The following is a 20,445-nucleotide window of genomic DNA, read 5'->3' on the forward strand; positions in this document are numbered from 1 at the left end:
TATCTAGGAAATAAAGTTTCATACTTAAATTTTTTCTCCCGGTCGGAATCGGATTTCATCCGGATAAGGAAACGCATGAATTAACTCACCATTTTTTATTCTGCGTTGAATTTCTTGCCAATAAGTAGGATTAAAAAGGTCTTTATGGTAGTCTAGAAAATGATCTTTGAGATCCTTTCTTCCAATCATCCAACGCTTAAAATCCTCAGGAAACACATCATTTTTTGCAATGGAATACCAGGGTTCTGGCGCATAAATCTGTTCGTAGGTTTCTGCTTTTGGCTTCTCTCGGAAATTCATATCTGTTAAAAACTCAATCTCATCGTAATCATAAAAAATCACACGTTTTTGACGAGTAAGCCCAAAGTTTTTGGTCATCATATCGCCAGGGAAAATATTCGCTTGGGCCAATTGAAGGATCGCTCTTCCATAATCTTCTGCAGCTCTTAGACCTTCCTCGGTACTACAATTCCCTAGAAAAATGTTTAAAGGTTCCATTCTTCTCTCCGTATACAAATGCTTGATAATTAAATGTGAATCAGTAATTTTTAGATGTGAGTTGACTGTTTTTCGAAGTTCAATCATTAATTCAGAACTGATTCTTTCTTTCGGTATTTTGAAGTATTCAAATTCGTGGGTATCTGCCATTCTTCCCACTCGATCATGGAGAGATACCAGCTTGTATTTTTCCCGCACTTCTTGTCGGGTCATGTTTTTTGGAGGTTCAAAATGATCCTTGATCATCTTAAAAACTATATTCAATGAAGGTAAGGTGAATACCGTCATTACCATTCCTTTGATGCCCGCAGCTACTTCGAATTGATCCGTGCTAGCTTCGAGGTGATGTAAGTAGTCTCTATAGAAAAGTGTTTTTCCATGCTTATTGAAACCTATGGCGTTATAGAGTTCATGAATTTTCTTATGAGGAATCACTGAACTAAGAAATCCAACTACCTGAGAGGGAACTTCAGCCTGTACCATAAAATATGAACGAGTAAAGCTGAACATACTGCTCATCAGATTTGGATCAAAAATCAAGGTGTCCACAAACACACCTTTGTCACCATGTACGACAGGAATGATAAATGGCATCCATTTATGTCCTAGAAAGGTTCTTCCAATTAAATAAGCAGCCTTATTTCTATAGAAGACTGATTTTAGAATTTGAGTTTTAGTATCAGGTCCAACTCTGTATCGCGTTAGAATTACTTTTTTGACACTGGAAATCAGAAATCTGATGTCTTGCTCCTTATCCATAAATGGTGCTCCGAAGTCATAATCTTCAAGGATCTGTCGGATATTTTTTTCTAGTCCGAAAAATGAGGGGTAGGTCCGCAGCAATTCTTCAGATTCTCTGACAGCACAAGAGTCAAAGCCTTCCATCACAAACATCAACTCGTCATCGATGGTCATTTTTGGGAATGCTTTTCTGATTACCGAATTAAAGAACGTTTCTGCCAATTCAAGATCTGGTCTGTTTGCAATCAGTAGTTGGTACTCAGACTTGATCTCTACCCAGCTTGCCGAATCTCCAGTTTTTTCACCCAACATCACTGAGCATTCAGCTGCTAACGGGAAAAGTAAATCTTTATAAAGTCGAAGTCTTTGCTTATTGTTAAGATGTGTGGCATGCCATGCTTTTTCGCTAAAATAAGTGGGTGCTAGTCGGGTGTACGTATTGAAAAGCTCCATATAAGTGACGAAGCCAGTTTCTATTTTCTGTGCTAATAAGAATGCGAGTTTTGAAGCCATATGATTTAATTGATTCGAACTTTAGGAAAAGCTAAAATTAGAGTAAAATATTTTTTATAGTTTGACGAAATAAAATTCCTTGATTTATAGGGGTTTATCTTCTGAATTTAATGGGGAAATATAATTTCGAAAATCTTTCGCAATCGATTGTTTGGAGTATATGAAAACATTTTATAATTTTCGGAGGTATTCATAAAACGAATATCTACAATAGGTTTAATAGGTTTGAGAGCAGGAAAAGGTTGGGACAATGTCTCAACCTTTTTTGATTTTTGAGCTTCAAGACTTAGCTTAACCTTCTTAAATAAACCATCCATGAGGAGCCTGAAATTTACTTCTACTTATTTTGCTACCCTAAGTGTTGCCGTATTCTTTGTTTTTGCTTGTGACAACAAAGAAAAAGGTACTGAAGATCTTACTGGAATTATATCAATTGACGAGGATGAGTTGAGTCGGAATAAAGCTCAAATTGACCAAGGGTTAACGCAAATTAAAAACTGGAAAACACACTGGGGAAATAATCTTGGTGACTTTGATTCCAAGCAATTTGAATTGGTAATGACCGACTCTATTGATCCTATGGAAATGCCTGAGCGTAATCCCATTCTTAAAGATGACCCGCTTTTTCCTTATCAGATTCCGCATCCTGCTGGAAATGGAACTATGGATATTTACAGTTATAAGGTAGAAGCGCAAGACGCAATCGATGAACCGTTCCTCAATCCTGATTCTGAGGTTGTTTGGTATAGAGGAGATGGGATGAAGGAACGATTGCTTTTTATGGGTCCTTCTGGAATGTTTGAAGAAGGTTTATGGCTGAACGATCAAGAATTTCTAGTGTTTGGATTTTTTCAGGAGGAGGCAGGTTACAGACCGATGGCTTGGTTGATTAATGTAGTGGACCATAATTTGAAGCAATTTCGATTTGTAAAAGTTTCACAATCGTACGATCCTCAATCATACTTGAATGCTAAAATCAAGCAGGTAGATTTAAGCTAATATGGATTTTAAAAGCGTGCTAAAATTGCTAGAAAATGGAATGAAATATCCACTTCCTGGCAAAGAAGCGCAGCTTTCCATGTCACCTAGCCCTGTGGATCTGCGGAGGTTTGACGCAAAACTTCCCTCAAATTATCGTAAAGGCTCTGTATTGATTCTTCTATATCCTTTTGAAGGAAAAGCATTTTTCCCATTGATCAAAAGGCCTGAATATCTTGGCGTTCACAGTGGGCAAATAGCTTTTCCTGGTGGAAAGATGGAGGAGGAAGATGCCGATGAAGTAGAAACAGCCCTGCGTGAAGCTTGGGAAGAAGTTGGGATTTTGCCGGAACAGGTTAAGCTGATTGGTAGAATGAGCAATTTATTTATTCCGACGAGTAACTTTTTGGTCTCACCGATTCTGGGTTATTCTGAGATTATTCCTGATTTTGTCCCAGAGGAAAGAGAAGTTGCGAGAATCATCCAAACTGCCATTAGTACATTCTATGAGCCCACGCTGCGCAAGCAAAAGGTATTAGAGTTCAGTGATAATTTTCGTCTGGATACACCGTATTTTGAAGTGGAAAAAGAAATGGTTTGGGGAGCCACAGCAATGATTATCAGTGAATTGCTCCAGATTCTTGAAAATGGAAGGAAATAGATTTTGGGCTTTTTGATCAATTGTTGGTATTGTTGCAATTGATTATCCCCACTATAATGGAAGAAAATACCCCTTTACTTACCAATGATGCTGTAGTTTTTGGTTTGTTGATGACGATTTTGGCAATCATTTTCGTTACATCTGCGAGTGATAAACCATTTTGGACTAAATTCTATCGCGTAGTTCCTACGGTACTTCTTTGTTATTTTATTCCAGCACTAGCTAATTCCTTCGGATTGATCTCAGGCGAAAGTTCATCGCTTTATAAAGTAGCAAGCAGGTATTTATTACCTGCTTCATTGGTTCTCTTTACCATAAGTATAGACATCAAGGGGATATTGAAACTTGGTCCCAAAGCACTTACCATGTTTTTGGCTGGAACTGTTGGGATTATGTTAGGAGGTCCTTTGGCCTTGCTGAGTGTGGGCTTTCTGTTTCCTGAACTTTTGGGAGGTAGTGGGCCAGATGAGATTTGGAGAGGTCTCTCTACCATAGCGGGTTCTTGGATAGGAGGAGGTGCAAATCAGACTGCAATGCTGGAGGTTTTTGGACCAAGTCCAGCACTTTTCAGTCAGATGATCGCAGTGGACGTACTTGTAGCAAACCTGTGGATGGCTGTATTGCTCTATTGGGCAGCCAAGCCCGAGAAGATAGATAAGATTTTCAAGGCTGACAGCACTAAAATCTATGAATTGAGAGATAAAATTGAAGAATTCAGAAAAGGATTAATGAAAATCCCAACGCTTTCGGATACCATGATAATTCTAGGAGTGGGCTTCGGTGTTACCGGGTTTGCGCATTTGCTGGCAGATTATATTGCCCCTTTTATTGGCGATAATTATCCTGGTTTAAAACAATTTTCCCTAGATTCTGCATTTTTCTGGATCGTGGTGATCGCCACAACGGCGGGTCTTTTACTGTCATTTACCAGAGCTAGAAAACTTGAAGGTGCAGGAGCCTCGCGAATGGGAAGTGTATTATTATATGTGCTTATTGCTACTATAGGCATGCAGATGGACTTGGGAGCTGTACTTGACAATCCACTTTTATTTGTTGTCGGAATAGTTTGGATGTTTTTCCACATTATTATTATGCTCATTGTTGCTTTTATAATCAAAGCCCCATTCTTCTACGTAGCGGTAGGATCGCAGGCAAATGTAGGCGGAGCTGCATCAGCACCTATAGTAGCAGCAGCTTTTGATGCGTCACTTGCGCCAGTTGGTGTGCTTCTGGCTGTGCTAGGATATGCAGCAGGCACTTATGGTGCGTATCTTTGTGGATTGATGATGCAGGCTATATCAGTAGGATAATGAAACATTTTAGAAAGTTAATTTTTGTATGTACCGGATCCGACTGTAAAAAGGCTGGAGCCAAAAAGCTATATAAGGAACTCAAGGAAGTGACTGATGAAGTTCCCTTAAAGGGAAGCTGCAAATTCATTAAAACCAAATGCATGGATATGTGTAAAACCGCACCTAATGTTATAGTAGGCGATTATTTCTGTAAAAACACAAGTGCTGAAAAAGTTTTGACTCAAATAAAAAAGTCCTGAGAAATTTGGACTTATACGTTAATGCTTTAATACTTTCACAGCCGTGCCACTTGCAGTGACCATGAGCATTCCTTCTCGTATCGTTTCATAATCTAGGTCAATTCCGATGATTGCATTGGCGCCAAAAGCCCTCGCCTGCATTTCCATTTCTGTCATCGCGGTAGCTTTTGCTTCTCTCAGTACACGCTCATAAGCAGAGGAACGTCCTCCAACGATGTCTGTGATACTTGCGAAAAAGTCTTTAAATATGTTAGCGCCTATTATTGTCTCTCCAGTTACAATTCCTAAGTATTGGTCCACACTGTAGCCGTCTAATGAGTTAGTGGTTGTTACAATCATAGTAATGAGTTAGTAAATTGAATTTTTAATAGTTGACTTCACGAAGTTACTGCTCTAAAGGTTTGTAGCTTGATTAGCTAGCATATTCCATCATTCTGTCCTTAACTTTTATAGAGTTAAAATAAGTTGAGGGTTAACTAATTGTTTTTCAAATATAATTTTCATGATATTAGTTTAAAATATTAATGCTAAATTTCTGTCAAAGAGACGAGAATTTCTTGAGAATTAAGACCATGAATCAATTCAATCAATTTGATATTTCTGATGTATTCAATGAAATAAATAGTCCTTTATTTATTATTGAGTCTGAAGAAATAATTTTTTTCAATAAGTTTTTCATTGATAATTTTATTCCAATTTCTGATTTTTGGAGGGAGGTATTCCAGGATGAGGAGCTAGTATCTTCACTTAATTTATTTTTTGATACTGGTAATGTTCCTAAAAATACACTAATAGAATCCCTTCAACCAAAGATATTTGATAATCAGCAATATGAATGGTCATTTACAAATTTGCCATCTAGCTATACCGATCGGTTTCTAATTGTAAGAGCACATGATATGAAGTTTCTCTCGGAGAAATATGCCCAGGAACAGCGAGCGAAACTGATTCTCTTAAAATCAGAAGAGAAGTACAGAACATTGGTAGAAAAGTCCACAGAGATCATTTTCTCACTTTCTGACACACTGGAATTGGAATATATTTCTCCAAATGTTAGGCAATTTGTAGGCTATGATGCGGATTTAGTGATTGGTACAAGTATTATTAATTACCTCAATCCAGAAGATTTGGATGCACTTCAATCTGTTAGGGGTGAAATGAGTGATTTTCTGGATGAAAACCAATACTTAGAATTCCGAATCAAACATGTAAATGGAGATTTTATAGTCTTTGGGTCAAACGGAAAAATGGTTTTTGAAAAGGGTACTAATAAACGTTCCTACATAGGTGTAGCCCGAGATATTACAGAGTTAAAGCAAACTCAAAAAGATTTGCTCGATGCTAAAGAAAGGGCAGAGCAGGCTTCACTTGCGAAGTCTCAATTCCTTTCGATAATGAGTCATGAGATCAAAACTCCTATAAATGCTTTACTAGGATTGACCCATTTTCTTATGGTTGATAATCCTAGAGAGGATCAATTGGAAACTTTGAAAACATTGCAGTTTTCCGTAGAGAATCTTATGGTTTTAATCAATGGAATCCTAGATTTTACTAAAATCGAATCTGGAAAAATTGAATTAGAACAAGCTCCATTCGATTTGAGAGATTTAATCAATCGGATAGCACATTCTTATAGTTTCCAAGGCAGGATAAAGGGTGTGAACATAAGCACTGAAATAGATAGTAAAATACCGCAACATTTATTGGGTGATCCAGTTCGGATTAGTCAAATTATAAATAATTTGCTCTCCAATGCGATCAAGTTTACAGCTAAAGGACAAGTCAAAATAATTTTGAAGCTGGTGAATTCTCAAGTGAATAAATGCAAAATTAATTTTAGGATTGAGGATACGGGGATAGGTATTTCTAATGATAAAATGAGTTCAATTTTTGAGGCGTTTACCCAAGCAACTTCGTCTACCACTCGAAATTTTGGAGGCACGGGACTAGGATTAGCTATTGTTAAAAGATTGATAGAACTTCACGACTCCGAAATTAAAGTGTCTTCAACTCTCCATGTTGGGACTGTTTTTGAATTTTCCTTGAAATTTATACCTGTGGAAGAATATATTTTTACTAATACTCAGGAGCTAGAAACTACTAAGAAATCTTTGCAGAAAGCCTCTATTTTAGTGGCTGAAGACAATCTGGTTAACCAAATATTGATTAAGAAGTTTTTGAAAAAATGGCATGTGGGTAATCTTATCATTGCTTCAGATGGGCAGGAGGCAATCGATGAGTTTGAGCAGGGCGAGTTTGATATTGTCCTTTTAGATATTCAAATGCCAATAATCGATGGATTTAAAGTAGCTAAATGGATACGATCGACTAAGGATATACAAAAAAGAGAAGTGCCAATTTTACTTCTTTCTGCCAGTTCTTACCTTGAGATAAGAGAGGAGATGGAAGAAAACAGAATTAATGATTTTATAGAAAAACCATTCACTCCTGAAGGGCTATATGGGAAATTATCTCAATATCTTAATTGGAAAGAATTAAGTTGATTAAGGTTTAGCATTAATTTTGCCTGTGAGCCTTCGGATCGCCCAACCTAATACAAATCATCTCTTCAATGCCTCTTTTTTATAGATACATAGTTCTGTTCATTGTTTTTTTAAGCGCTGTAGAACTACACGGGCAACAACTGATGACCAAGCGATCTACCTTCTATGCTTTGGTAGGTACCTCAGGAGGCAAACTGAATCAGTTTGATGAAATGCTAAGTGAGCGTGGTTTATCTGGTTTAAGAAGTAGGTATCAAACAATAGGATTGGGTTATCAAGCCCGAATCAACGATTTTATTTTAGGACTTGATGTTTTGCATAATAGAGGTGGAGTGAATGAGTTCGATGAGTTTTCGATGAACTATAGGACTTCCAGAGCTTTAGTGAATGTTGGATATGCATTTACGGAAGAGTCTCCTTTCCAGTTGATTCATTACATGTCATTGGGTGTTGGTTTTTTAAATTTTCAAATGCTTCCTACCGATCGACCTAAAGATTTAGAGGCTTTTTTAGACAACCCAGAGCAAGGCTTTGTACTTAGGAAAAAAGATATTCAAAGAGGGACATTTCATTATGGGAATTTCTTAACAGAAATAGGCTTCCAATTGAGTTATGATTTTGACTTGCCAGGCAGACCTGAGGCGGTAAAACTTATTTCCAAATTAGGTTATTCTTTTAGTCCTTTGGCTGGAAAATGGAATATGAATGGAATCAATTTTGACAATACTCAAAGTGGAGCATTTGTAAGAGTAGGCGCTGGAATTTCACTTCCTGACCGAAATTTTTTCTACAAAGATGCTAGTATTGGAATTTCACTTATTCGCGGTATTCACTTCACCAATGCAAATGATTTTAATAGAAAATTGGAAGATGCAGGTCTGAATCCCTTAACTGGTGCGCCGTCCAACTGGGGCTTGAGGATTCTAGGAAATACCAATCGAATGCTTTATGGAGCAGAACTCTATAATCTCGCATTGAAAGGCGCAGCAAACAGTGATAAAAATCATTCTCTGAATAGCTTGAGGGTTTATGGAAATATCGGGTATAATTTGATTGAATTTAGAAATTTTGGAATTGGGACATTAGTAGGTCTTGGGTATGGAAATATTCGCTATACACTACTGACTAACGATAAACCTGATTTTCCAGAGTTGTTTGAGCAGAGAAAATTTGATGGCTATTTGAGAAATAGTGGCTTGATGCTGAAGCCTGAAGTTTTTGCAGAATATGGAATCCCAATGACTAAACGAAAACTTTTTGACTTGGTGTTTACAGCTACGGCTGGGTATGAACTTCCTTTAGCAAATTATAAACTTGGAGATTTCAGCATGTCAAGCTTTATGTCAGGTTCATATATGAGCTTTGGAGTAGGAATAAGACCCTGATTTTATTTTTTTGACAATTTAATTAAGCTTTTACTGAGTTCTTTTAGGCAATTCTCCTATTTTTTTATCAAAATGCTATTAACTTTGGATTGCTTATCGAGAAAGACCGAGGGAAGGGCCCGACGACGTCTTAGCAACCTGTAATTAAGGTGCTAACTCCCATCCTGATTTAATCGGGAACAGATGAGCGGACTAGTACTTTGTACTACTTTCCGTGTTTTGCTCGACAAGCTTTTTAATTAATAAAAAATTAGTATGCAAAACAGAACGGAATCCCTACTACAACAACTTTCTCAGCGTATTTTAATACTCGATGGAGCAATGGGAACCATGATTCAACGATATACCCTCACTGAGGAGGATTTTAGAACCCCCGAGCTTGCCTCACATCCCAAATCCCTAAAGGGAAATAATGACCTTCTATCTCTAAGCAAACCTCAGATCATCAAGGATATTCATGCTGAATACTTTAAAGCTGGAGCAGATATTATAGAGACAAATACCTTCTCTGCAACAACAATCGCTCAGGCTGACTACAATCTCTCTCATTTGGCCTATTCAATTAATATAGAATCTGCAAAATTGGCCAGAGAAATAGCAGATGAATTTACTGCTATAAATCCCGATAAGCCCCGCTTTGTAGCTGGAGCAATAGGTCCAACGAATAGAACTGCATCACTATCTCCAGATGTAAATGACCCTGGCTACCGTGCGGTTACTTTTGACCAGTTGGCAGAAGCATACTCAGAGCAAGTGAGAGGTCTGCTAGACGGTGGAGTAGATATCATATTGGTAGAGACGATTTTTGATACGTTGAATGCCAAAGCAGCTTTGTATGCGATACAAGGTGTATATGAGGAAAGAAATATTCCATTAGATCCAAAAGATGGCGGAATTCCGATAATGATATCTGGGACAATTACGGATGCATCAGGTCGTACCCTTTCAGGGCAGACCACAGAGGCATTTTTGATCTCCATATCACATGTTCCTTTACTTTCAGTCGGATTGAATTGTGCACTGGGCGCTAAAGAATTGAGACCCTATTTGAAGGTGCTGGCTCAAAATGCACCATTCTTTGTGAGTGCTTATCCAAATGCAGGTTTGCCAAATGAATTTGGTCAATATGATCAAGGAGCAAATGAAATGGCTGATCAGGTTAGAGACTTTTTGAAGGAGGGAATGCTAAATATACTGGGAGGATGCTGCGGAACTACGCCAGAGCATATCTCAGCCTTGGCACAAATGGCTGCTAATTTTCAGCCTAGAAAAATTCAAGAAGTGGAATTAGAAGAAACGTTGGACTGAGAAGATGGCTAGAAACAATTACATGAAACTTTCGGGCTTAGAGCCTTTAGTTTTCACTCCGGAAATCAATTTTGTTAATATTGGCGAGAGGACAAATATTACGGGCTCAAAGAAATTTGCGCGCTTGATATTGAATGGAAATTATGATGAAGCACTAGAAGTCGCATTGGATCAAGTGCGAGGAGGTGCTCAAGTGCTGGATGTCTGTATGGACGAAGGTATGCTCGACGGTGAGTTTGCGATGGTGAAATTTCTTAATCTCATCGCTTCAGAACCCGAGATTTGTAAAATCCCAATTATGATCGATAGCTCCAAATGGAAGATTATTGTAGCGGGATTGAAGTGCGTGCAAGGCAAAGGAATTGTGAATTCTATTTCTCTGAAAAACGGTGAGGAAGAATTTATCGAGCAAGCTAAAACAGTTAAGAAATTTGGAGCTGCAGTAGTTGTGATGGCTTTTGATGAAAAAGGTCAAGCAGATACGTACGAAAGACGAATTGAAATCTGTGAGAGGAGCTACAGGGTTTTGGTAGACAAAATCAAGTTCAATCCACAGGACATTATTTTTGATCCCAATATCTTCCCAGTGGCTACTGGGATGGACGAGCATCGCAAGAATGCGGTAGATTTTTTCAATGCGACAAAGTGGATTAAAAAGAATCTTCCTGGAGCCAAAGTGAGTGGTGGAGTAAGTAATGTGAGTTTTTCATTCCGTGGGAACAATCCTGTGAGAGAAGCGATGCATGCTGCATTCTTATATCATGCGATCAAGAGCGGGATGGATATGGGAATTGTAAATCCTTCAATGCTTGAGATTTACGATGATATTCCAAAAGACTTGCTGGAGCGGGTCGAAGATGTTCTTTTTGATAGAAGAGAAGATGCGACTGAGCGGATGCTTGACTTTGCTGAAACTGTAAAATCAGCAGATAAGAAGGAAGTTGTAAATGAAGCTTGGCGTTCAGATCCTGTTTCAAAAAGGATGGAACATGCACTAGTGAAGGGAATTTTGGACTTTATTATTGAGGATACAGAGGAAGCTAGAATTGAATATAAAAACCCATTGAAAGTCATAGAAGGACCATTGATGGATGGGATGAATGTGGTGGGCGATCTTTTTGGAGAGGGTAAAATGTTCCTTCCTCAGGTGGTGAAATCTGCGCGGGTGATGAAAAAGGCCGTGGCTTATTTAGAACCATTTATGCCTTTGCCTGGAGAAGGAGAGGAGAAATCTTCCTTGAAAAAGATCCTTTTGGCAACTGTAAAAGGAGATGTTCATGATATTGGTAAAAATATAGTAGGTGTAGTTTTAGCGTGCAATAGTTATCAAATCATTGATTTGGGAGTGATGGTGGATGCTCAGAAAATCATCGACGAAGCAGTAAAGAATAATGTTGATATCATAGGTTTGAGTGGCTTGATCACACCTTCATTAGACGAAATGGTGAACGTGGCATCCGAAATGGAGCGTCAGGGAATTAAGATTCCACTACTTATAGGAGGAGCGACGACATCAAGAATTCACACAGCTGTGAAGATTGACCCAATTTATAGTGGAACAGTTGTGCACGTGATGGATGCAAGTAAGTCAGTGCCTATCGCAGGAGAAGCAATCTCACCGGATACAAAGGAAGCGTATCGAATAAAATACAAAGAAATCTACCAGCAGCTCCGTGTAGATCATGAAGCTAAGCAATCGATAAAGCAATTGGTCACTTATGAGCAAGCTAAGGCCAATCCAGTGGAAATTGAATGGAGTTCATATACACCTGTTGTTCCAAAGAAATTGGGTAGAACGGTACTGAAAGATCTTGATCTAAACGTAGTTCGAAAGTATATAGATTGGACACCATTTTTCAATACTTGGATGCTCAGTGGAAAATTCCCAAAGATATTCTCAGATCCTGTAGTAGGAGCTGAGGCAAAGAAAGTTTACGATGAAGCCAATGAAATGCTTGATCAAGCCATTGCTGAAAAGTGGCTTACTGCGAATGCAGTATTTGGGCTTTATCCTGTAGTACGGTCTGAAGATGATGCTACAGTTTTAGATGTAGATGGTAATCCAGTGGCATCCTTCCATTTTTTGCGGCAGCAAGGTAAAAAAGGAAGGGGAGTTCCAAATAGGTCATTAGCTGACTATCTGCATCCAACTGAGAAAGACTACCTAGGCTGTTTTGCAGTGACTTCAGGTACGGGCATGGAAACAAAATTGGCTGAATTCCAAAAAGATGGGGATGACTACAATGATATCATGTTCAAATCAATAGCAGACCGGCTTGCCGAGGCTACTGCGGAATACCTGCATGAATTGGTGAGAAAGGAGTATTGGGGCTATTCTGAAGATGAAAATCTAGAAAATGACTCCTTGATTCGTGAAGAATACGCTGGAATTCGCCCTGCTCCAGGATATCCTGCCTGTCCAGAACACTCTGAAAAGGGTACAATTTCTAGGCTATTAGATATGGAAAATCAGATTGGTATAGAACTCACTTCGAGCTTTGCAATGTATCCAACATCTTCTGTATCTGGATTTTTCTTTGGCAATCCTGAGAGTAAGTATTTCGGTCTTGGCAAAATAGGAGAGGATCAAGTGGCAAGTTATGCTAAACGTAAAGGTATGACGCTTCGTGATGCTGAGCGTGCACTTTCTCCAAATCTAGCATATCAACCTAATTTAACCCTTGTCGAACCTACTGCCTGAAACCCAGAATGACAGTAATCGCCATGCAATGGTATGATTATTTGCCTTGCGAGAAATCCCACCAAAACGATTCCGGGACAGGTATTCAGACTTTAATAAAGCAACTACTAACAGATGAAAATCACAGAACACTTGGGGAGCGCTACAAAGACGCTATTTTCCTTTGAAATATTACCTCCGCTAAAAGGTCAAAGTTTGAAAGAATTACTTGAAGGAATTGCCCCTTTGATGGATTTCAATCCTCCCTTTGTAGATGTGACCTATCACAGAGAAGAATTCATTTACAAGAAGCATCCAAATGGATTGCTACAAAAAATAAGTACCAAAAAGAGGCCTGGGACTGTTGGAATCTGTGCGGCTATAATGAATCGCTTTCATATTGATGCAGTTCCGCATATTTTGTGCGGCGGATTTACCAAGGAGGAAACAGAAAATGCATTGATTGATCTTAACTTTATAGGTGTAGAGAATGTTCTAGCACTTCGTGGAGATGCTCCTAAAACTGAAGGGAAATTTATCCCAGAAATTGATGGTCATGGTTTTGCCAGTGAATTGGTAGAACAGATTAAGATGATGAATGAGGGTAGATATCTCCATGAAGAAACGGAAATTGGGTTTCAAACTGATTTTTGTGTAGGTGTGGCTGGGTATCCTGAGAAGCATTTTGAAGCTCCTTCTTTACGATTTGATTTGAAATATTTGAAAGAAAAAGTTGAAAAAGGAGCAGAGTATATCGTGACACAGATGTTTTTTGATAATGAGAAATTTTTCAAATTTGTCGCTGATGTTAGGGCAGCAGGAATTACCGTGCCGATCATTCCTGGAATCAAGCCGATTACAACTTTAGGACAAATCACTATGCTTCCGAGAACATTCTTCTTGGACTTGCCAGATCTGTTGATGGATGAATTGGAAAAGTGTAAAACCAATGCTGAAGTCAAAGAAGTTGGAATTGAGTGGTCAATTCAGCAGTCCAAGGAATTGGTGAAAAAGGGTGTTCCATCACTTCATTTCTACACCATGAGTAAAGCTGATACTACGTATAAAATTGCGAAGGAAATATTTTAACTAGGATATTGGACTCATATCCATTTTCGTGTGTCTTCAAAATTGAAATAGTATAAATGACTTTGGCAATTTGTGTAGACCCAAATGGCGGACATGTTATTTGATTAATATAAAAAAAGCCTTCTGAATTATGTTCAGAAGGCTTTTAGATGTTAGTGGTTTGTAAATTAGTCTCTTTGAAGATTTACAGTGATTTTCTCATATTTTCTCTTAGTGTCATCACTTAGTTTGTCAAAGTTTTTATCTAACCAATCCATACTTTCTTTAGTAGCAGTTTCAATATCTTTTGCTATAACTTTAGTTCCATCCTTCATATTAGTCGAAGTTTTTCCCCACCAGTTATCGACATTGTCCATATGCATCTTGGCAGTTCTTTCGAAGTTATCGGCTTCTGCTTTTCCGTTTTTAATTGCTACTTCGTAACGTTCCTCAAGCATTTCTAAGTTGTCATCTTCGACATCTAAGTCTTTGTAAACTTTGTCTGCTCTAGACTCTAAGCTATCAAATCTTTCATCGATCCAAGACCAATTATGGACTGGTACAGTTTTAACAGCTCTTTCTACGCTATCCACATAGTTTTCTAAATTCTTTGTTGCCTGAACTCTATCCGCTTCTGTGTAATTTTTGGTCTCACACGAGTATAAGGCTACTGTAGCTACTACTGCTCCGATAATTAAAGTTGCTTTCGTTTTCATTTTAAAGTTAGTTTTAAATGTAAAAAGGTTTTGATGGTTAATTCTATTAAGAATGTTTGCAATACTGTCACCAAGCTTTCGTTTCTACACGGTAATTAACTAGAATGTAGTCCTAACTGCACTAATAGGCGTTTTAGGTGAAATAGTTGCGAATAGTAACTTTAAAATTAATCCCCAAATTATGAAAATTATTGCCCAATATTTCCATATTTCAAGCATTCTGCCTCTTTAGTCCTATGTGAATCCTACCTGAACATTGTTTGTGTCAATTTGACTTAAACATGCTTTTGTTATTTATTTAGGGCGGGAGAATAAGGGGTATTTGGTAACTTGGAGGATGATTAAACTGATAGAATGTCCACGGGATGCGATGCAGGGAATTCCCGCTTTTATAGATACAGCGATTAAAGCGGCTTACATCAATCAACTGCTGGAAGTTGGCTTTGATACGATAGATTTTGGGAGTTTTGTGAGCCCTAAAGCGATCCCTCAAATGCGGGACACGGCTGAAGTGTTGAGTTTGCTAGATCTACATAATTCTAAGAGTAAGCTTCTTGCTATTGTCGCCAATGTGCGAGGGGCAGAGGATGCAATGGAATTTCCAGAGATTGATTACCTAGGTTTTCCGCTTTCTGTCTCGGAGACTTTTCAAAAGCGAAATACTAATGCTAGTATCAAACAGGCATTAATCACAGTAGAAGAGATTCAAAATCTCTGCGAAGTAAAAGGAAAAACATTGGTCACCTACCTGAGTATGGGCTTTGGAAATCCCTATGGAGATCGCTATTCACCGGAGTTAGTCGCCGGGTTTGTTGACAAATTAGATCAGTTGGGTGTGAAAATAATCTCTTTATCTGATACGATTGGAGTGGCTGATCCAGCCTTGATTACCAGTTTGCTAAGTCTTCAGATTTCTGCTTTTCCTCATATTGAATTTGGTGCGCATCTCCATAGCAGGCCAGAGGATATTGCGGCCAAAGTACGAGCAGGAGCAAAAGCGGGTTGTAGAAGATTTGATGGAGCACTCAAAGGATTTGGAGGTTGCCCGATGGCCAAGGATGAATTAGTTGGTAATATGGCTACAGAGGTGATGATTGAGACTTTAGAAGCTTCTGGTTTTGATCTAAAACTTAATAGAGCGGAATTTGGAGAGGCAATGAAGTTGGCTGGGTTTGTTTTTAATCCATACTAGTTTAAACCAATAACCTATACTTCTTCCCCGGCAAAGACTTTACTATCCCCTCAAATTCCAAAGCCAGAAGTTTCGAAGAGAGTAATCCAAGGGGTATTTCCGTAGTAATACTCAGTGAATCGATCTCAACTTCGCCTTTTTCCTGTAAAAGTTTAAGAATTTCTTGCTCATCATTATCCCGATTTGTCATATCTAATTGCGGCTTCTGAGTTTTCACTTCCCCAGGTTTGCTCCAAAAAAGAGCTTCTGCTATGTCATTTGGTCCTGTATAGATATTAGCTTTCATTTTCTTGATAAGGAGATTGCAGCCTTCACTGAATTGGGATTGTAAGTTTCCAGGTACAGCAAAGACATCCTTGTCGTAACTATAAGCAATCTCAGCGGTGATCAGTGCACCACCTTTTTCGGCGGCTTCGACGACGATCAATGCGTCAGAAAGGCTGGCTATAATTCTGTTTCTTGCGGGAAAATTCCCTGGAACCATTGTGCTTCCAGGTGCATATTCACTGATCAAGGCTCCAGTTTCAATGATAGACTCGGCAGTTTTTCTATGCACAGCCGGGTAAATTCTATCGATTGAAGATCCCATCACTGCAATGGTTGGCAGGCCAAGTGCCAAAGCTGCTCGGTGAGCCTCGATGTCTATCCCGTAGGCCAAACCTGAAATAATCGCAGGTTGATAAATGGCCAAATCTTCTATGATTTTTCGAGTTGCAGATTTTCCGTAGTTGGTTGCACTTCGAGTTCCTACTATTCCAACTGTCCTTTCGAAGTTTAGCTTAGTTTTACCTTGAGCAAAAAATACAACAGGACTATCTTCCTGCATTTTGAATCGTTGAGGGAAATCAGGGTGTAAGGGAGTGAGGATCTGAAAATGCTTTTTCTCACATTCATTGATTAGTTTATCAGCCTTTCGAAGAAGTTCCACTTCTTGATTTCGAAGATCGAGCAATTTTTCTCCAACTTTAGGAGTCTTGGCTACTTTGCCTTTTGGGAGTTTAAAAAAATATTTAGCCGAACCCGAATAGGCTATAATTGCTTTGAATACTCCAGGCCCAATTTTTGGAGCAAGTGATAATGCTAAAAGATATCGTAAATCGTCATTGTCCTGATTTTGCATTGAATTGATCCCGGATATTGATTAAAAAATCTTTGATCTCTTGAAGCCTTTGGACAGCCTGTACCTTATCAAAGCCCTGATCTTTTCCAGCTTTGATCACTTCCTGGGCACCCTGAAGTGTATAACCCTTTTCCTTTACCAGATGGTAGATGTACTTAATCTTCTGTATGTCAATCTTGGTATACCGACGATTTCCTTTTCTATCCTTTTTTGGACGAATAATATCAAACTCACCTTCCCAATATCGAATCAGTGAAGGAGCCACTTTGAACATCAACGCTACTTCCCCGATGGAATGATATTTTTTTTCTATTTCTCGCTCTTTGTATGGCACGGCAAAAATTGTCTTTGAGTCTAAATTAATGAAAATGCAATAATTTCTTCAACAAGTACTTGAACTCCTCGAGAAAAAAAACGATTATTTTATCGATTTAGTGTTTGGAGCATTTGAATTGCTGCTAATCCAGCTGTTTCAGTTCTTAATCTTGCGTTTCCCAAAGATACTGGCTTAAATCCTGCATCAAATGCTTTCTGAATTTCTATTGGATCAAAATCGCCTTCAGGACCGATTAAAATCAGATATTTCTCATTTGGAATAGCAATATCGAATAAATGATGATCATGATTCTCATCCACATAAGCGATGAACTTCTGATAATCTTCAAAATCTTTTGAATCTAAGATTTCATCTAATTTTGAAATTGGGTGAAGACTAGGGATTCTATACTTCAAGCTTTGCTTACAGGCAGAAATCATTTTTTTCTCCAATCGATCAGTCTTCAGATAGCTTCTTTCAGAATTCATTGTTTCCAAAAGAGTGAGTTCATGAAAACCAATTTCTGTAATTTTCTCCACCATCCATTCCATACGATCTGGGCTTTTGGTGGGAGCGATGGCCAAATGAATATGAAAATTTTCTTCTGGAACTTCTGTGGTATGGATAACTTTCAAACTTGTCTTTTTAGGATTTGCTTCTAGAATCACACATTCATAGAGACTTCCGTCACCATTTGTGACAAAGACTTTATCTCCTTGCTTCTTGCGGAGGACACGACAAAGATGCTTAGACTCATCTGCTTCCAGATTGATAAGAGGAGGTTTACTGTTTTCTTGAAAAAAGAGCTGCATGGGCAAAATAACTTAGATACAAAAAAAGCACATTTCCGTGAAGAAATGTGCCTTTGTACTATATAACCTATAACCTTATCCTTTTGATACTTCCATGCTGACAGACTTGCCTTTGATGGTGTTGTTCTTCATTCCGTTGATTACCTGATCGGCATCTTTAGAAGGAACATCCACAAAAGAGAAGTTGTCATAGATATCGATTCCGCCAATGCTACGTCCTGATAAACCAGTTTCTCCAGCAATTGCACCTACGATATCATTTGGACGAATTCTGTCTTTTGATCCAAGGTTCAAGAATAGACGAGTCATATTGGCTTCGCGAACTCTTTCTGGTCTGTTACCACCATCTCTAGATCCGCCATCACGACTTCCGAATTCTCTTCTTGGCTCGCCACCTCTTCCTCTGTCTCCTCTTTCTCCACCTCTCTCAAATCTTCCGCCTCTTTCTCCACCTCTTTCGAATCTTCCACCTCGCTCACCTCTTCCTCCGTCACGTCCGCCATCGCGTCCACCGTCTCTTCTACGATCTCCACCTGATGCATCGATGCTGAAGTTCTGATCAGCCATTTCTTTAATGGAAGAACCCATTACGATTTTGATCAAACCAACTGCAACTTGATCAATTGTAAGTCCTTCAGCAAGCATCTGTCCGATAGTTGCTTCGAATATTTGATTGTCTTCTACTTTCTCTACTTGCTCTGTTACGTCTTTTACGAATTTCGCTTTTTTCAATTCGATCAATTCAGCAGCAGAAGGAGGGGACATCTTCGTGATAGTAGCTTTGGTATATCTTTCCAAATCTCTCATCTTGAAATTATCTCTTCTTCCAGTTACAAAACTAATTGCTTTGCCACTTTTACCAGCACGGCCTGTACGACCAATTCTGTGTACGTAATATTCCTCGTCTAGTGGAAGGTCGAAGTTAAATACTGCTTCTACGTTGTCCACGTCAATACCTCTAGCAGCTACATCAGTAGCAACCAAAACTTTGCAATGTCCCTTACGGAATTTACCCATTACTTTATCTCTCTGAGCTTGAGAAAGATCACCATGAAGTGCATCAGCAGCGATTCCTCTTGCAACCAAGCCTTCAGTAATCTCATCCACCATTCTTTTAGTATTACAGAATACCACACTAAGATTGATGTTGTGAACATTCATCAAACGAGCCATCAACTCCAATTTCAATGGATTTTTGACTTCGTAATACGTTTGCTCGATGTTAGAAACTGTTAGCTCCTTTTTGTCGATTTTAACAATCTCAGGATTTGTCTGATATTTTCTAGTCAAGTCCATAATAGGCTTGGCCATAGTAGCAGAGAAGAATACAGTCTGTCTTTCCTCTGGCATCTCCTGAAGTATAGCTTCGATATCATCTCTGAAACCCATGTCAAGCATCTCATCAGCTTCATCCAATACTAGGATGCCTACTGAATCAAGCTTCAAAGTACCACGATTGATGTGATCTTGCACACGACCTGGAGTACCTACGACAATCTGAACTCCTTTTCGAAGTACTCTGATCTGACGGTCGATAGACTCGCCACCGTAGATTGCTACAGAATTGATTCCTCTGTGATATTTAGCTAGTTTCTGAATTTCGCCTTCTACCTGAACTGCAAGTTCACGAGTAGGGCAAAGAATGATAGCCTGTGGCTTGTTTAGATCCGAATCAACTAAGTCGATGATTGGAATACCAAAAGCCGCTGTTTTACCCGTACCAGTTTGAGCCTGTCCTATGACATCTCTACCCTGTAGGATAAAAGGGATTGATTGTGTTTGAATTGGGGAAGGTTGGGTATAGCCCATCTCTTCCACTGACTTAAGAATTTCCGCAGAAATTCCCAAGTCTGAGAACTTGAGTGTTTGATCCATGATGTTTCCTTAATTTCCCTGCCATTCGGTCCTAATAAATATCCCGACAAGCGACAGTAAGGAATTCACGGCACGAAAAATTGTTCTTTGTCTTATTGACGGTGCAAAAGTAGGATTAATATTTTAAATAGCCAAACTGTATTCGAAAGTTTTTAGAATATTCTTTAAAAAATAAGCGATTCGAACAAAATATATTTGGTTTGGTGGAGATAGGCTTGGTTTATCAAGAATAAAAAATATGTCGTGATTTTGGTAATTAAATACTAATCGTGCTTTTATAACTCTTAAATAAATTCTACAATCTCAAATCCCAGAATTTCGCTTCGCTATATTCTGTCTGATATAGGTTTTGCCTTTGGCACAAATGAAGATAAAATTTAAACTTATGAACCTTGCCAAAGGTAAGACCTGTAATAGCCCCAAATAAAATTCTGGCTTCAAAAGAATCGCAAAGTAGTATTGTGTGCCAAGGGCACGAGCTATAACTAGGATAGAAAACTAGCTTTTCAAAACTTTAGCTAAAAAA

The 20,445-nt window shown here is 38.6% G+C and carries 17 protein-coding genes and 1 riboswitch; of the genes, 10 read left to right on the plus strand and 7 right to left on the minus strand.

Annotated elements, in window-relative coordinates; all coding sequences use genetic code 11:
• Window positions 1–24 precede the first annotated feature (24 nt).
• Window positions 25–1,752 (minus strand): bifunctional isocitrate dehydrogenase kinase/phosphatase, encoded by a 1,728-nt coding sequence (aceK, locus tag BVH02_RS19270; RefSeq protein ID WP_086503105.1) that lies wholly within the window; start codon window positions 1,750–1,752, stop codon window positions 25–27.
• Window positions 1,753–2,067: 315 nt separating this feature from the next.
• Here aceK and BVH02_RS19280 point away from each other — a divergent pair, with 315 nt between their 5' ends.
• From BVH02_RS19280 to BVH02_RS19295, 4 genes are read left to right on the plus strand one after another with little or no spacing between them, the layout of a single operon-like run.
• Window positions 2,068–2,751 carry a hypothetical protein gene (locus BVH02_RS19280; RefSeq protein ID WP_086503107.1) on the plus strand — a complete coding sequence of 228 codons (684 nt, stop codon included), beginning with the start codon at window positions 2,068–2,070 and terminating at the stop codon, window positions 2,749–2,751.
• A gap of 1 nt (window position 2,752) precedes the next feature.
• A complete protein-coding gene (locus BVH02_RS19285; RefSeq protein WP_086503108.1) occupies window positions 2,753–3,391 on the plus strand; it encodes an NUDIX hydrolase in 639 nt (212 codons plus the stop codon).
• Window positions 3,392–3,447: 56 nt separating this feature from the next.
• Window positions 3,448–4,701, plus strand: a complete 1,254-nt coding sequence (locus BVH02_RS19290; RefSeq protein WP_086503109.1) for a DUF819 family protein — start codon at window positions 3,448–3,450, stop codon at window positions 4,699–4,701.
• On the plus strand, window positions 4,701–4,943 hold the full coding sequence (locus BVH02_RS19295) for a (2Fe-2S) ferredoxin domain-containing protein (protein WP_086503110.1): 243 nt from the start codon (window positions 4,701–4,703) through the stop codon (window positions 4,941–4,943). The genes BVH02_RS19290 and BVH02_RS19295 overlap by 1 nt, the downstream gene beginning before the upstream one ends.
• Window positions 4,944–4,961: 18 nt before the next feature.
• Here BVH02_RS19295 and BVH02_RS19300 read toward each other — a convergent pair whose 3' ends face one another.
• A complete protein-coding gene (locus BVH02_RS19300) occupies window positions 4,962–5,282 on the minus strand; it encodes a YbjQ family protein (protein ID WP_086503111.1) in 321 nt (106 codons plus the stop codon).
• Between the two features lie 233 nt (window positions 5,283–5,515).
• Between BVH02_RS19300 and BVH02_RS19305 the strand changes: the two genes are divergently transcribed.
• The 5 genes from BVH02_RS19305 to metF all read left to right on the plus strand — a co-directional run bounded on the left by BVH02_RS19305 (window position 5,516) and on the right by metF (window position 13,909).
• Entirely contained in the window at window positions 5,516–7,447 is a 1,932-nt protein-coding gene (locus tag BVH02_RS19305; protein ID WP_158093915.1) for a hybrid sensor histidine kinase/response regulator, read from the plus strand.
• Between the two features lie 68 nt (window positions 7,448–7,515).
• On the plus strand, window positions 7,516–8,832 hold the full coding sequence (locus BVH02_RS19310; protein ID WP_223271760.1) for a hypothetical protein: 1,317 nt from the start codon (window positions 7,516–7,518) through the stop codon (window positions 8,830–8,832).
• 90 nt (window positions 8,833–8,922) lie between these two features.
• Window positions 8,923–9,022: riboswitch (SAM riboswitch) on the plus strand.
• Window positions 9,023–9,087: 65 nt separating this feature from the next.
• Window positions 9,088–10,140: a homocysteine S-methyltransferase family protein gene (locus tag BVH02_RS19315; protein ID WP_086503113.1), complete on the plus strand. Its 1,053-nt coding sequence runs from the start codon at window positions 9,088–9,090 to the stop codon at window positions 10,138–10,140.
• Between the two features lie 4 nt (window positions 10,141–10,144).
• Entirely contained in the window at window positions 10,145–12,841 is a 2,697-nt protein-coding gene (metH, locus tag BVH02_RS19320) for a methionine synthase (protein ID WP_086503114.1), read from the plus strand.
• Window positions 12,842–12,955: 114 nt separating this feature from the next.
• Window positions 12,956–13,909 (plus strand): methylenetetrahydrofolate reductase [NAD(P)H], encoded by a 954-nt coding sequence (gene metF, locus BVH02_RS19325; RefSeq protein WP_086503115.1) that lies wholly within the window; start codon window positions 12,956–12,958, stop codon window positions 13,907–13,909.
• Window positions 13,910–14,076: 167 nt separating this feature from the next.
• On the opposite strand, the gene BVH02_RS19330 is transcribed toward metF, so the two are convergent.
• Window positions 14,077–14,604, minus strand: coding sequence for a hypothetical protein (locus BVH02_RS19330; protein WP_086503116.1), 528 nt, complete (start codon window positions 14,602–14,604; stop codon window positions 14,077–14,079).
• 337 nt (window positions 14,605–14,941) lie between these two features.
• Here BVH02_RS19330 and BVH02_RS19335 point away from each other — a divergent pair, with 337 nt between their 5' ends.
• A complete protein-coding gene (locus tag BVH02_RS19335) occupies window positions 14,942–15,796 on the plus strand; it encodes a hydroxymethylglutaryl-CoA lyase (protein ID WP_086503117.1) in 855 nt (284 codons plus the stop codon).
• A gap of 1 nt (window position 15,797) precedes the next feature.
• Here BVH02_RS19335 and dprA read toward each other — a convergent pair whose 3' ends face one another.
• The 4 genes from dprA to BVH02_RS19355 all read right to left on the minus strand — a co-directional run bounded on the left by dprA (window position 15,798) and on the right by BVH02_RS19355 (window position 19,919).
• Entirely contained in the window at window positions 15,798–16,916 is a 1,119-nt protein-coding gene (gene dprA / locus BVH02_RS19340; RefSeq protein WP_086503118.1) for a DNA-processing protein DprA, read from the minus strand.
• Window positions 16,897–17,250, minus strand: coding sequence for a MerR family transcriptional regulator (locus BVH02_RS19345; protein WP_086503119.1), 354 nt, complete (start codon window positions 17,248–17,250; stop codon window positions 16,897–16,899). The genes dprA and BVH02_RS19345 overlap by 20 nt, the downstream gene beginning before the upstream one ends.
• A gap of 89 nt (window positions 17,251–17,339) precedes the next feature.
• Entirely contained in the window at window positions 17,340–18,044 is a 705-nt protein-coding gene (locus BVH02_RS19350) for an RsmE family RNA methyltransferase (RefSeq protein WP_086503120.1), read from the minus strand.
• A gap of 75 nt (window positions 18,045–18,119) precedes the next feature.
• Complete coding sequence (locus BVH02_RS19355; RefSeq protein ID WP_086503121.1) at window positions 18,120–19,919, minus strand: DEAD/DEAH box helicase; 1,800 nt, start codon at window positions 19,917–19,919, stop codon at window positions 18,120–18,122.
• Between the last annotated feature and the right edge of the window lie 526 nt (window positions 19,920–20,445).

The sequence above is a fragment of the Algoriphagus ratkowskyi genome (genome assembly GCF_002150505.1).
Lineage (GTDB): Bacteria > Bacteroidota > Bacteroidia > Cytophagales > Cyclobacteriaceae > Algoriphagus > Algoriphagus ratkowskyi.

Excerpts from the sequence above, each read along its gene's own strand:
- BVH02_RS19280 (WP_086503107.1), top strand. The coding sequence starts at position 2,068 with ATGAGGAGCCTGAAATTTACTTCTACTTATTTTGCTACCCTAAGTGTT.
- metH (WP_086503114.1), top strand. The coding sequence starts at position 10,145 with ATGGCTAGAAACAATTACATGAAACTTTCGGGCTTAGAGCCTTTAGTT.
- aceK (WP_086503105.1), bottom strand. The coding sequence starts at position 1,752 with ATGGCTTCAAAACTCGCATTCTTATTAGCACAGAAAATAGAAACTGGC.
- BVH02_RS19300 (WP_086503111.1), bottom strand. The coding sequence starts at position 5,282 with ATGATTGTAACAACCACTAACTCATTAGACGGCTACAGTGTGGACCAA.
- metF (WP_086503115.1), top strand. The coding sequence starts at position 12,956 with ATGAAAATCACAGAACACTTGGGGAGCGCTACAAAGACGCTATTTTCC.
- BVH02_RS19350 (WP_086503120.1), bottom strand. The coding sequence starts at position 18,044 with ATGCAGCTCTTTTTTCAAGAAAACAGTAAACCTCCTCTTATCAATCTG.
- BVH02_RS19330 (WP_086503116.1), bottom strand. The coding sequence starts at position 14,604 with ATGAAAACGAAAGCAACTTTAATTATCGGAGCAGTAGTAGCTACAGTA.
- BVH02_RS19315 (WP_086503113.1), top strand. The coding sequence starts at position 9,088 with ATGCAAAACAGAACGGAATCCCTACTACAACAACTTTCTCAGCGTATT.
- BVH02_RS19310 (WP_223271760.1), top strand. The coding sequence starts at position 7,516 with ATGCCTCTTTTTTATAGATACATAGTTCTGTTCATTGTTTTTTTAAGC.
- dprA (WP_086503118.1), bottom strand. The coding sequence starts at position 16,916 with ATGCAAAATCAGGACAATGACGATTTACGATATCTTTTAGCATTATCA.
- BVH02_RS19305 (WP_158093915.1), top strand. The coding sequence starts at position 5,516 with ATGAATCAATTCAATCAATTTGATATTTCTGATGTATTCAATGAAATA.
- BVH02_RS19295 (WP_086503110.1), top strand. The coding sequence starts at position 4,701 with ATGAAACATTTTAGAAAGTTAATTTTTGTATGTACCGGATCCGACTGT.
- BVH02_RS19285 (WP_086503108.1), top strand. The coding sequence starts at position 2,753 with ATGGATTTTAAAAGCGTGCTAAAATTGCTAGAAAATGGAATGAAATAT.
- BVH02_RS19290 (WP_086503109.1), top strand. The coding sequence starts at position 3,448 with ATGGAAGAAAATACCCCTTTACTTACCAATGATGCTGTAGTTTTTGGT.
- BVH02_RS19335 (WP_086503117.1), top strand. The coding sequence starts at position 14,942 with ATGATTAAACTGATAGAATGTCCACGGGATGCGATGCAGGGAATTCCC.
- BVH02_RS19355 (WP_086503121.1), bottom strand. The coding sequence starts at position 19,919 with ATGGATCAAACACTCAAGTTCTCAGACTTGGGAATTTCTGCGGAAATT.